We start from the raw sequence: 12,168 nt of genomic DNA on the forward strand, positions 1-12,168 counted from the left end.
GTGCTGCCCGGACGGCCGAGTAGTGGGCTACTCGAATTGCCCGGCAGCCGTCAAGAATTCGTCACAGCACGTCAAGAGACCGTCAAAGTCCTCGACTGTTCCGGCGTGCACGCGCACCGTCAGGGCATGACTCTTCTCGATGCGGTGCACTCGTTGCGCCGGGCCGCCCCCCAACGGATCGATCCCGCGGTGTGGCCGGTGACCGCGCAAGTCGATGTCGAAGGCCGGTTGTGTGTGGGCGGTGTCGCGCTGACCGAGATCGCCGACCAGTTCGGGGCCCCGGTGCAGGTGCTCGACGAAGCCGAGTTCCGGTACCGGGTGCGCGGGTTCCGGGTACGGCTGCCGGAACGGCGCACCGTGTACGCCGGCCACACCCTGCTGACCAAGGCGGTGGCCCGGTGGGTGGCCGAGGAGGGCGCGGGTCTGGCGGTGCGCACCCCGGCCGAACTCGCGCTCGCCGTGAGCGCCGGGGTGGACCGGGACCGCATCGTCGCGCACGGCTGCGCCCAGACCACCGCCGACCTGCGCGCCGCCGCCAGGGTGGGCCGCATGGTGCTGGGCTGCGGCACCGAGATCGCGCTGCTGGCCTCCCAGCTGAGCCGACCGCAGCAGGTGCTGACCGGTTCGGCCGAGCTGGCCGCGCGGGTGCTGGCGCAGCCGATGCTGCGGCTGGTCGGGTTGCGCTGCGCGGCCGACGAGATCAAGCAGGCGGTGTCGGCGATGGCCGATATCCGCGATCGGCACGGCGTCGAGTTGACCGAACTCAACATCGGCGATGTCGCCGCCGACGCCGACCTGATCGACCTCGACGAGGCGATCGACAACGCGCTGGACGACGCGTGCGCGGCCGAACGGTTCCCGCGCCCCGTCGTCGTCGTCGAACCGGGGCAGGCCATCTCCGGCCGGGCCCTGGTGAGCTGCGCGCGGGTGGTGGCGGTGCGCGACGGTCTGGTGACGGTCGACGGCGCGGGAACCGGGACCGTCGCGTTGGCCAACCGGCATCCGCTGGGCCCGACCCGGCCGGTCACCGTCGTCGGCCGCACCGGCGAGGTGATCTGCGCGCAGGTGACGCTGCCGGCCGATCTGCATCCCGGTGATCTGCTCGCCGTTGTCGGACCGATGCCATCCGGCGCCGCGCTGACGGCGCGGCCCCCGGTGGTGACGGTGCGCGACCGGCGGGCGCGGCTGTCGGTGCGCCGCGAGACCACCGAGGACCTGCTCGGCCGGGAGCTGAGTTAGTCGGCTTCCAGCACGGGATCGGCCTCCAGATGCGTCAGCCCGTTCCACATCAGGTTCACCAGGTGCGCGGCCACCACTTCCTTGCTGGGCTGGCGCACGTCGAGCCACCATTGCGCGGCCATCGACACCGACCCGACCAGGGCCTGCGCGTACAGCGGCGCCAGGTCGGGATCCAGGCCGCGGCGGGAGAAGTCACCGGCCAGGATCGAGGCGACCTGGCTGACGGCGTCGTTGAGCAGCGTCGAATAGGTGCCCGAGGTGATGGCGGCCGGTGAATCGCGGATCAGGATGCGGAACCCGTCGGTGCGCTCCTCGACGTAGGTGAGCAACGCCAGCGCCACCCGCTCCAGGCGCACCCGGGACCGGTTGTTGGTCAGCGAGGAGGTGATGCCGTCCAGGAGGGCCGACATCTCCCGGTCGACGACGACGGCGTAGAGGCCCTCTTTGCCGCCGAAATGCTCGTACACCACCGGTTTGGAGACGTTGGCGCGCAAGGCGATCTCTTCGATGGCGGTGCCGTCGTAGCCGCGTTCGGCGAACAGCGACTTCGCGATCTCGATGAGCTGCTGGCGGCGCTCACTGCCCGTCATCCTGGCGCGGGGGATGCGGGCCTCCTTCTCAGGTGCTGCCACCGGCCCAGCCTAACGCCGCGGCGCTTCCCCACAGCCCTGCCGGGAACATCGATCCGGTCGACTAGAGTCTCCGATTGATCGGTCCGTCGTGGTGTAATCGGCAGCACCTCTGATTTTGGTTCAGATAGTTCAGGTTCGAGTCCTGGCGACGGAGCAATCTCATACCGCGAGCGGCCCCTAACTGACAGCGTTGCCGGCGTGTCCGGGTACAGACACGGTCGCTCGCGGGAGGAGGAGAGAATCGTGTCCACCACCGATATCGCGGTCGTCGTCATGGCGGCCGGCGCGGGCACCCGGATGCGCTCGGCCACCCCGAAGGTGCTGCACCCACTGGCCGGACGCAGCATGCTCGCCCACGCCCTGCTCGCCGCCACCGCCCTGCAACCCCGCCACATCGTGGTCGTCGTCGGCCATGGCCGCGAACACGTCGCCGCGGAGGTCGACCGCATCGCCGAGCGGACCGGCCGCGCCATCGCCACCGCCGTACAGGAAGACCAGCTGGGCACCGGGCACGCGGTCGGCGTCGGCCTGTCGGGCCTGCCTCAGGATTTCGCCGGCACCGTGGTGGTCACCTCCGGGGATGTGCCGTTGCTCGACGGCGAGACGCTCGCCGCGCTGGTGCACACCCACGGTGACGGCGGGGCCACCATCCTGACCACCACCGTCGCGGACCCCACCGGATACGGACGCATCCTCCGCGACGAGACGGGCGCCGTCCAGGCGATCGTCGAACAGGCCGATGCCGACGAGCGCCAGCGCGCCATCGGTGAGATCAACTCCGGGGTGTACGCCTTCGACGCGGCGGCGCTGCGGTCGGCGCTGAGCCGACTGCGCACCGACAACGCCCAGCAGGAGCTCTACCTGACCGACGCCATCGCCCTGGTCCGCGGCGACGGTCTGCCGGTGCGGGCTCAACACGTCGCCGACAGCACCCTGGTCGCCGGCGTCAACGACCGCGTCCAACTCTCGGTGCTGGCCGCGGAATTGAACCGCCGCATCATCGAGGGCCACCAGCGCGCCGGTGTCACCATCGTCGACCCGGCCACCACCTGGATCGACGCCGACGTGGAGATCGGCCCCGACACCGTCGTCGCCCCCGGCACCCAGCTGCTCGGGGTCACCTCGATCGGGCCGAACTGCACCATCGGACCGGACAGCACGCTCACCTCGATGGAAGTCGGCGACGGCGCCTCGGTGATCCGTACGCACGCCGAGTTGTCGGTCATCGGCGCCGGCGCCACCGTCGGCCCGTTCACCTATCTGCGGCCGGGCACCGAACTGGGCGCCGACGGCAAGCTGGGCGCGTTCGTCGAGACGAAGAACGCGGTGATCGGCACGGGCACCAAGGTGCCGCACCTGACCTACGTCGGCGACGCCGATATCGGCGAGCACAGCAATATCGGCGCGTCGAGCGTGTTCGTGAACTACGACGGCCAGAACAAGCACCGCACCACCGTCGGCTCGCACGTCCGGACCGGCTCGGACACCATGTTCATCGCGCCGGTCACCGTCGGTGACGGCGCCTACACCGGGGCGGGGACGGTGTTGCGTGAGGATGTGCCGCCCGGCGCGCTGGCCGTCTCGGCCGGCCCCCAGCGCACCATCGAGGGCTGGGTGCTGCGCAAGCGGCCCGGCACCGCCGCTGCGGCCGCGGCGCGCGCGGCAAATGACGCTGCCGCGGCGGAAGCCGCAAATGACACCTCAGCGGCCCGCAAGGCCACCGAGGAAGACGCCTGACGTTGGCAATCTGGTAACCCGGCAACGACCGCCCGAATGCACTACGTACGATTGGCGCGTATTCGACCCCGACCGGCGAAGGCACAACAGTGAGCCACGACTGGACCGATAACCCTAAGAACCTGATGCTCTTCTCGGGCCGGGCTCATCCCGAGCTTGCTGAGCAGGTGGCCAAGGAACTCGATGTTCCCGTCACCGCGCAGACGGCACGCGACTTCGCCAACGGCGAGATCTTCGTCCGCTTCGACGAGTCGGTGCGCGGTTGCGACGCCTTCGTCCTGCAGAGCCATCCCGCGCCGCTGAACCAGTGGCTGATGGAACAGCTGATCATGATCGACGCGCTCAAGCGCGGCAGCGCCAAGCGGATCACCGCGATCCTGCCGTTCTATCCGTACGCGCGGCAGGACAAGAAGCACCGCGGCCGCGAACCCATCTCGGCGCGCCTGGTCGCCGACCTGTACAAGACCGCGGGCGCCGATCGCATCGTCACGGTGGACCTGCACACCGATCAGATCCAGGGCTTCTTCGACGGGCCCGTGGACCACATGCGCGCCCAGTCGCTGCTGTGCGGCTACATCGCCGAGAAGTACGCCGATGCCGACAAGGTCGTCGTCTCCCCCGATTCGGGCCGCGTGCGTGTCGCCGAGAAGTGGGCCGACTCGCTCGGCGGTGTGCCGCTGGCCTTCATCCACAAGACCCGCGACCCGCTGGTGCCCAACCAGGTGAAGTCCAACCGCGTCGTCGGTGACGTCAAGGGCAAGACCTGCATCCTGACCGACGACATGATCGACACCGGCGGCACCATCGCCGGCGCGGTGAAACTGCTCAAGGAGGACGGCGCCGAGGACGTGATCATCGCCGCCACCCACGGGGTGTTGTCCGATCCCGCCGCGCAGCGTCTGGCCGACTCGGGTGCCCGCGAGGTGATCGTCACCAATACGCTGCCGATCGGCGAAGACAAGCACTTCCCGCAGCTGACCGTGCTGTCCATCGCGCCGCTGCTGGCCAGCACCATCCGCGCGGTGTTCGACAACGGTTCGGTGACAAGCCTTTTCGACGGTTCCGCCTAGCGGCGAGCGTCCGCGCGAGGAGTAGTTTTCAGATATGGCGGCCCGCATCTTCCACAACCCGAAGTGCTCGACGTCCCGTAAGACGCTGGAGCTGTTGCGGGACAACGGGCTCGAGCCGGAGATCGTGCTGTACCTGAAGACGCCGCCGACCCGCGCCGAACTGGCGGCACTGATCGCCGACGCGGGTATCCCGGTACGCGAGGCGGTGCGCAAGCGCGAATCCCTGTACACCGAGCTGGGCCTGGCCGACGCGTCGGACGACGAGCTGCTCGATGCTCTCGCCCAACACCCGATCCTCATCGAGCGCCCGTTGGTGGTGACGGACAAGGGCACTCGGTTGGCCCGCCCCATCGATCGGGTTCGCGAGATTCTGTGAGGCTCGCGGTGTCGCTGGCGGCGGTTGCCGTCCTGGTCGCGGGGTGCGGCGACGACGTCCCGGACTACCAGTCGCTGTTGACCACCACCACGACGACGACCACGAGCGCCGCACCCGGGGCCCAGAAGCCGGTGCCGCTTTCGCAATATCTGGAAAGTGTCGGGGTGACCGGCGACCCCGTCGCACCGGAGAAACTCACCGACCTGACGGTCGAGCTGCCGCGGCCGGCCGGCTGGCAGGCCTACAGCAACATCAACCTGTCACCGGGGACGCGAGTGATCGCCAAGGGTGACACGTATCCGACCGCCATGCTCATGGTGTTCAAGCTGACCGGCAATTTCGACGTCGCCGAGGCACTCAAACACGCCGACGCCGACGCGGAGCTGTCGCAGAACTTCGTCAAACTCAACGGCTCGAACGAGAACTTCCGCGGCTTCCCGTCGTCGATGATCGAGGGCACCTACGACCTGAACGGCCGGCGGATGCAGAGCTACAACCGGATCATCTTGCCGACCGGGACGCCGCCCAAGACCCCGCCGGGGGCACCCGGCCAGCGCTATCTGGTCCAGCTGACCATCACCAGCTACGCCGAGGAGGCGCAGAAGCAGGGCAAGGACATCGAGGGCATCATCTCGGGGTTCAAGGTCGCCGCCAAGTAGGGTGCGGCGGGCAGGAGCGAAGCGACCCGGGAATTGGCTACGCTCCCACCATGACCTGGACCGCCGCAGATCTGCCGTCCTTCGCGGGGCGCCGCGTCATCGTCACCGGGGCCAACAGCGGCCTGGGCCTGGTCACCGCCCGTGAACTGGCCCGCGTCGGGGCGTCGGTCACGCTGGCGGTGCGCAATCTGGACAAGGGCAACGCGGCCGCCGCGCAGATGCCCGGCGATGTCACGGTGCGCAAGCTCGATCTGCAGAGCCTGGCCTCGATCCGGGAGTTCGCGGCCGGGGTGGACGGGGTCGACGTGCTGGTGAACAACGCCGGCATCATGGCGGTGCCGTACGCGCTGACCGCCGACGGCTTCGAGAGCCAGATCGGCACCAATCACCTCGGTCATTTCGCGCTGACCAATCTGCTGCTGCCCAAGCTCACCGACCGCGTCGTGACCGTGGCCTCGCTGATGCACCTGTTCGGGTGGATCGACCTCAAGGATCTGAACTGGCGCTCGCGCCCCTACCTGGCCTGGCCGGCCTACGGCCAGTCCAAGCTGGCCAATCTGCTGTTCACCAGCGCGTTGCAGCGCCGGCTCACCGCGGCCGGTTCACCGGTCCGGGCGATCGCCGCGCACCCCGGGTACTCGGCCACCAACCTGCAGGGCCAGACCGGGAACCCGATCGGCACCAAGGTGTGGCTGGCGGCCAACAAGATCGCCACCGACGCCGATTTCGGGGCGAGGCAGACGTTGTACGCGGTCTCCCAGGACGTTCCGGGTGACAGTTTCATCGGGCCCAAGTTCGGGATGCGCGGCCCGACCGGCCCCGGACCGCGCAGCCCGCTGGCTCGCTCGGCCCGCACCTCGGAACGGCTGTGGGAGCTGTCCGCGCAGCTCACGGACACCGAATTTCAGATCTGAGGCCCGCGTCGGCTACCCTTGCTGACGTCACGGCGAGGGTGGTCTACCACCGTTATCGACGGGAACCGATTCTGTTGGACCCTGGCCGTGTGTGAACCGGTTACAGGAGGAACAACACATGGCCAAGAATTCGGCCCCCAACAAGCTGACCGCCGACGTGCGTACCCGCACCGGTAAGGGCGCCTCGCGCCAGGCCCGCCGCGACGGCAAGGTACCCACCGTGCTCTACGGGCACGGCACCGATCCCCAGCACCTCGAGCTCAACGCCCGCGATTTCGCCGCCGTGCTGCGGCACTCGGGCACCAACGCGATCTTGACCCTGGACATCGCCGGCACGGAGCAGCTGGCACTGACCAAGGCCGTGGTCACCCACCCGATCAAGCGCAACATCGTGCACGCCGACCTGCTGGTCGTGCGCCGCGGCGAGAAGGTGACCGTCGATATCGCGGTCGTCGTCGAGGGTGATGCCGTGCCGGGCACCCTGGTCACCCAGGACGCCAACACCATCCAGGTGGAGGCCGAGGCGATGTCCATCCCCGAGCAGGTGACCGTGTCGGTCGAGGGCCTCGAGGCAGGTACCCAGATCACCGCCGGCCAGATCGAGCTGCCCGAGGGTGTCAGCCTGATCGTCGACCCGGAGACCCTGGTGGTCAACGTCGTTGCCGCGCCGACCGCCGAGGACTTGGACGCCGAGGGCGCCGGCGAGACCGCCGCCGCCGGTGGGGCTGCCGCGGAGCCCGCCGAAGCCGAATCCGCCGAGTAGTTTGGCCGAGCCGTTACTGGTGGTTGGGCTCGGTAACCCCGGGCCCAACTACGCCAAGACCCGGCACAATCTCGGCTTCATGGTGGCCGACATCCTGGCCGGTCGGATCGGCTCGGGTTTCAAGGTGCACAAGCGCTCTGGCGCCGAGGTGACCAGGGGCCGGCTGGGTGGCCGGTCCGTGGTGCTGGCCAAGCCCCGGGTGTACATGAACGAATCCGGCCGCCAGGTCGGGCCGCTGGCCAAGTTCTACTCCGTGGCCCCGGCCGACGTGGTGGTGCTGCACGACGAGCTGGATATCGACTTCGGCCGGATCCGGCTCAAGCTGGGCGGCGGCGAGGGCGGCCATAACGGGCTGCGCTCGGTGGCCGCCGCGCTGGGCACCAAGGATTTTCAGCGGGTGCGCATCGGCGTCGGCCGCCCGCCCGGTCGCAAGGATCCCGCCGCCTTCGTACTGGAGGCGTTCAATTCCGTTGAGCGACCCGAGGTTCCGCTGTTGTGCGAGAACGCTGCGGATGCGACGGAACTGCTGCTGAAGGTCGGCCTGGAGGCCGCCCAGAACACCGTGCACGCCTGGTAGTCAGTCCGAGGTACGCCTGGCGTAGGCCCGCAGCGCGAACGGTGCCAACACCGCGGTCATCGCCAGGGACCACGCGACGGTGGCCAGCACGGGGTGGTGCAGCGGCAGTTGCGCATCGGGTGGGGCCGCCGGACCGTTGCCCCACAGCTCCCGCATGGCCTGTGCCAGCGAGGACACCGGGTTCCACTCCGCGGCCACCCGAAGCCAGCGCGGCATCGGCTCGGTGGGCGCGAAGGTGTTGGCCAGGAACGTGATAGGGAACAGCACGGTGAACATCACGCCGTTGACCGCCTCGACGGAGCGCATCAACGAGCCGACCAGGATGCCGAACCAGATCATCCCGAACCCGAACACCAGGATGAGCGCGAACGCCAGCACGGCATCGGCCACGCTGCCGCGGATGCGCCAGCCGATACACAGCCCGGTGACCGCCATGACCACGATGCCGATACACGAGTGCAGCAGGCTGGCGATGCTGCGCCCGATCAGGACCGCCGACCGCCGGATGGGCAGCGAGCGGAACCGGTCGATGATGCCTTTCTCGGCGTCGGCGGTGATCCCGGACGCGACGACGAACGCGGTGAACACGATGGTCTGCGCCTGGATACCCGGCAGCAGGAATTCCCGATAGGACGCCCCACCCCTGGTGGCGATCGATGCGCCGAACACGAACGCGAACAGCAGCACGAACATGATCGGCTGAACCGTGACATCGCTGAGCATCTCGGGCATGCGTTTGGTGTGGATCATATTGCGTTTCACCATGATCCACGACTGCTGGGCGATGTTGGTGGGCCGGATCACCGGGTGCCCGACGATGGCCTTCTCCGATACGGCGGTCACGTCGGCACCTCCTCGGTGTTCTCGGCGCGGTGCCCGGTGAGCGACAGGAACACGTCGTCCAGGCTGGGCCGCGACAGCCCGATGTCGTCGACTTCGATGGCGTTGTCCTGCAACCAGTTCGCCACGCGGGTCAGTTCGGCGATGCCGTCGGCCGCCGCGGTGAGCTGCCGGGCGCCGAGGTCGACGTGCACCTCGGCCCCCGCGCGGCCCAGCAGTTCGCGAGCCGCGGGCAGGTCGGCCGCGTGGGACACCGTCACCACCAGGCTGGCATTGCCGGCCTGCTGTTTGAGTTGCAGCGGCGTGCCTTCGGCAATGATCCGGCCGTGGTCGATGACGACGATGTCGTCGGCGAGCTGATCGGCCTCTTCCAGGTACTGGGTGGTGAGCAGCACGGTGGTGCCGCCGGCAACGAGCTCGCGCAGAACCTCCCACAGGTCGCTGCGGCTGCGCGGGTCCAGCCCGGTGGTGGGCTCGTCCAGGAACAGCACCGGCGGGGCGGCGATCAGGCTGACCGCCAGGTCGAGCCGCCGGCGCATCCCGCCGGAGTACGCGCGCACCGGACGGTCGGCGGCGTCCACCAGATCGAACTGTTCGAGCAGCCGGTCCCCCAGCTGTTTGAGCTGCTTGCGACCGATCCCGTAGAGGCCGCCGATCATCCGGATGTTCTCCCGGCCGGTGAGCAGTTCGTCGACGGTGGCGGCCTGCCCGGTGAGCCCCATGTTCCGGCGCACCATATCGGGCTGGGTCCGCACGTCGTACCCGGCGACCCGCGCGGTGCCGGCGGTGGGTTCCGACAGCGTGGTCATCATGCGCACCGTGGTGGTCTTGCCGGCGCCGTTGGGCCCCAGCAGGCCCAGCACCGCGCCTTGCGGCACGGTGAAACTCACCCCGTCGACCGCGCGATGCGCGCCGAACTCCTTGACGAGGTCGATCGCCTCGATGGCCGGCATGTCGCCTTCCCCCGTCGCTTCGCTCGCCCTGGTCATGGGGTCAACCGTAGCGAGACACCCCGACAACCCACCATCGTTTTTCCGGCGTCAAGATCGCCGCGTATCGCGTAAAGATTCCGTTCACGAGACCGCCGCCGCTGCCGACGCGGCGTAGACCTGGTATCCATGAGCACCGCCACGCAGACCACCCGTTGGCATCGCCTGATCGACGGCAACCGCTCCTGGGGGTCGTTGCACATCTCGGCCACCCGCTACGGCGTCACCCGGTACCGGCTGGTGCTCTTCCCGCCCGGCCTGTCCACCGAGCAGCGTCGCCTGCTGCGGGTCTGGCGGGCCTGGCCTACGTGGGGTCTGGCGGTCTGGCTGGTGCTGGAGGTGGCACTGCTGCCGACCATGGGAACCGCTGCGGCGCTGACGCTTTCCACCTTTGTCGCGGTCTCGGCCGGGGCGGTGTCGATGGCGTGCGTCGACCAGTTCCGGCGCGAGGTCCGGACCTTGACGGTGCTGAGGATGGCCGGTGTGAACGAGCGCGAAACGGCCGAGATGTTCGCCGAGTTGAAGCGGCACGCCACCACGCTCGCCCTGGCCGACCGGCACCTCACCGGGGCCGACCACGAGGCCGCGGTGTGGCGCGTCTACGAGCGGATGGCGGCCTGAGGCGCGCCGCGGATCAACCACACCGCCAGCGCCAGCACCGCGGCCACCTCGAACCCGGCGATCCCGCGCTCCACCAGGCCGAGCGGGATGATCCGCCACCAGGACCGCTCGGTCACCGCCGCCACCGCGATCGCCCCGAACAGCACGCCGAGCCACCCGATCGACCCCCAGGCCAGCCAGCGCGCGGTCCGGGCCCAGATCTCGCGGCCGCGGGCGATCACCAGGACGGCCACCGGCAGCGCCAGGAACGCCAGCAGCGTCGCGACCCGGTGCACGGTACCGCTCGTGCTGGGCCCGACCGCCCAGTTGTGTTTGGGAAAGGCAACCACGCCGAGCAACCCGATCACCCACAGCGCCATCAGCACCGACCCCGGGGAGAGCGGGGACAGCCGGCCGGCGTGGATCAGCCCGGCCAGCAGCAGCGCCGACCCGGCCGCCAGTGCCAGCACGGCGGTCACGAAAAGCCAACCGCCGGTGGTGAACACATACTCGGAGATGGTGGCGCGGCGCAGTGTGCGGCCGCGCAGCGGCTCGCCACCGAGGACGGCGTCCAGTGCCAGCACGGTCAGCAGGGACGTGGCCGCGCCCGCCACCGCGATCCAGCCGAACAGCACGTGAAGACGCCGGTTCATCGAACCAGCCTACCGATCAGCGGCCCCGGACCCCGCTGTCGACCACCTTCACCGTCTTGTGCGGATACCGTTTCTCGGCGTGCGCCTTGGCCGCGGAGTTGGGCAGCACGTAGAGCGTCTCCTTCTTTTCCTGCAGGGGTTTGAGCACCAGGTCCATGAATCCCTTGCGGTCGTCGAGGTAGGGCTCGATCACATCCTCCCCGGCCGGGCAGACCGCCAGGCAGTACGCCGCCTTGTAGTTGGCCTTGAACGACAGGCTCTGCCACATCGAGGCGTTCTCCGAATCGGTGACCCTGGACCGGAAATCCTGCCCGTCGGCACTGTCGGCGATGGTCTGCACCCAGTCGGTGAACCCGCCCATGAATTCCCGGTAGTTGTGCACCGAGCAGGCCATGAAGTCGAACTCGCCGTCCTTGCCGATCGCGCCGACGGGACAGGCCGCCACGCACAGCTTGCATTCCAGGCACGGTGAATAGTCCAGCGGCGCACCGTATTCGGAGATCGGTGCGCCCACCAGCAGGGTGCCCAGAATGATGAAGTTGCCGAACTTGGGGTGGATGACGTTGCGGTGGATGCCCATGACGCCCAGGCCCGCCGCGACGGCCACCGGCTTGTGCGCGATCACCCAGATACGACCGGGGAACTTGTCCATCTCCATCGGGAACGTCGCCGACGGGTTGATCACGCGATAACCGGTGTCCTCCAGCGTCCGGGTGATGCGGTGCGCGGCCTCGTTGATGATCTCGCCGGTGCGGTGGAACTCCTGATTGGCCACGCTGCGCTCCGACGAGCGCACGTTGTCCCGGTTCATCTTCACCACGAGCGAGATGTAGCTGCGCACCCCGGGCAGCGCGGTTTCGGCGTGTTCGCGTTCCGATGCCAGGGCGGCGTCGTCGAACGACGCGAACGCGACATCGTCGGCACCGGCGTCCAGACAGATCCGGCGCAGCCAGTCCGCGTCGATCACCGGTGGCACGGCCGAGCGGGGCCGGGCGCGCACCGCCTGCACGGTGGGGTGGTCGGCGAGGCGCGCGGGGAGTTTGTCCGTCATCCATCTGAGTATAGACATATATACTCAGATGGGGCCGGGCCGGCGCCCTTCGCTCATCTCCGACGACG

General features: G+C 69.0%; 14 protein-coding genes and 1 tRNA gene. 10 read left to right on the forward strand and 5 right to left on the reverse strand.

What is annotated here, in order from left to right:
- Positions 1 to 126: 126 nt before the first annotated feature.
- A complete protein-coding gene (locus AWB94_RS22160; RefSeq protein WP_064961221.1) occupies positions 127 to 1,239 on the forward strand; it encodes a diaminopimelate decarboxylase family protein in 1,113 nt (370 codons plus the stop codon).
- On the opposite strand, the gene AWB94_RS22165 is transcribed toward AWB94_RS22160, so the two are convergent.
- Positions 1,236 to 1,829, reverse strand: coding sequence for a TetR/AcrR family transcriptional regulator (locus AWB94_RS22165; RefSeq protein ID WP_024455361.1), 594 nt, complete (start codon positions 1,827 to 1,829; stop codon positions 1,236 to 1,238). The genes AWB94_RS22160 and AWB94_RS22165 overlap by 4 nt on opposite strands.
- A 124-nt stretch (positions 1,830 to 1,953) precedes the next feature.
- On the opposite strand from AWB94_RS22165, the gene AWB94_RS22170 reads away from it, so the two are divergent.
- The 8 genes from AWB94_RS22170 to pth all read left to right on the forward strand — a co-directional run bounded on the left by AWB94_RS22170 (position 1,954) and on the right by pth (position 7,967).
- A tRNA-Gln gene (locus AWB94_RS22170) sits at positions 1,954 to 2,025 on the forward strand.
- Between the two features lie 89 nt (positions 2,026 to 2,114).
- A complete protein-coding gene (gene glmU / locus AWB94_RS22175; RefSeq protein ID WP_409365952.1) occupies positions 2,115 to 3,608 on the forward strand; it encodes a bifunctional UDP-N-acetylglucosamine diphosphorylase/glucosamine-1-phosphate N-acetyltransferase GlmU in 1,494 nt (497 codons plus the stop codon).
- 89 nt (positions 3,609 to 3,697) lie between these two features.
- A complete protein-coding gene (locus AWB94_RS22180; RefSeq protein ID WP_062654816.1) occupies positions 3,698 to 4,678 on the forward strand; it encodes a ribose-phosphate diphosphokinase in 981 nt (326 codons plus the stop codon).
- Positions 4,679 to 4,712: 34 nt separating this feature from the next.
- A complete protein-coding gene (gene arsC / locus AWB94_RS22185; RefSeq protein ID WP_062654814.1) occupies positions 4,713 to 5,054 on the forward strand; it encodes an arsenate reductase (glutaredoxin) in 342 nt (113 codons plus the stop codon).
- Positions 5,051 to 5,713: an LpqN/LpqT family lipoprotein gene (locus AWB94_RS22190; protein WP_062654812.1), complete on the forward strand. Its 663-nt coding sequence runs from the start codon at positions 5,051 to 5,053 to the stop codon at positions 5,711 to 5,713. The genes arsC and AWB94_RS22190 overlap by 4 nt, the downstream gene beginning before the upstream one ends.
- Before the next feature lie 50 nt (positions 5,714 to 5,763).
- Entirely contained in the window at positions 5,764 to 6,627 is an 864-nt protein-coding gene (locus AWB94_RS22195) for an oxidoreductase (protein ID WP_062654809.1), read from the forward strand.
- A 118-nt stretch (positions 6,628 to 6,745) separates the two neighbouring features.
- A complete protein-coding gene (locus AWB94_RS22200; RefSeq protein WP_062654922.1) occupies positions 6,746 to 7,390 on the forward strand; it encodes a 50S ribosomal protein L25/general stress protein Ctc in 645 nt (214 codons plus the stop codon).
- A 1-nt stretch (position 7,391) separates the two neighbouring features.
- Positions 7,392 to 7,967, forward strand: a complete 576-nt coding sequence (gene pth, locus AWB94_RS22205) for an aminoacyl-tRNA hydrolase (protein WP_062654807.1) — start codon at positions 7,392 to 7,394, stop codon at positions 7,965 to 7,967.
- Here the strand turns inward: pth and AWB94_RS22210 are convergent, their stop codons facing one another.
- Complete coding sequence (locus AWB94_RS22210; protein ID WP_062654805.1) at positions 7,968 to 8,810, reverse strand: ABC transporter permease; 843 nt, start codon at positions 8,808 to 8,810, stop codon at positions 7,968 to 7,970.
- Entirely contained in the window at positions 8,807 to 9,796 is a 990-nt protein-coding gene (locus AWB94_RS22215; protein WP_234811837.1) for an efflux ABC transporter ATPase subunit, DrrA-related, read from the reverse strand. Before AWB94_RS22215 ends, AWB94_RS22210 begins: the two co-directional genes overlap by 4 nt.
- 129 nt (positions 9,797 to 9,925) lie before the next feature.
- Between AWB94_RS22215 and AWB94_RS22220 the strand changes: the two genes are divergently transcribed.
- Entirely contained in the window at positions 9,926 to 10,417 is a 492-nt protein-coding gene (locus tag AWB94_RS22220) for a DUF6611 family protein (protein ID WP_062654801.1), read from the forward strand.
- On the opposite strand, the gene AWB94_RS22225 is transcribed toward AWB94_RS22220, so the two are convergent.
- Together AWB94_RS22225 and AWB94_RS22230 are read right to left on the reverse strand one after the other, a co-directional pair.
- Entirely contained in the window at positions 10,396 to 11,049 is a 654-nt protein-coding gene (locus tag AWB94_RS22225) for a DUF998 domain-containing protein (RefSeq protein ID WP_062654799.1), read from the reverse strand. The two genes, AWB94_RS22220 and AWB94_RS22225, sit on opposite strands and share 22 nt — an antisense overlap.
- 16 nt (positions 11,050 to 11,065) lie before the next feature.
- Entirely contained in the window at positions 11,066 to 12,100 is a 1,035-nt protein-coding gene (locus AWB94_RS22230) for a 4Fe-4S binding protein (protein ID WP_062654797.1), read from the reverse strand.
- Between the last annotated feature and the right edge of the window lie 68 nt (positions 12,101 to 12,168).

Source organism: Mycolicibacterium canariasense (genome assembly GCF_002101555.1).
Classification (GTDB): Bacteria; Actinomycetota; Actinomycetes; order Mycobacteriales; family Mycobacteriaceae; genus Mycobacterium; species Mycobacterium canariasense.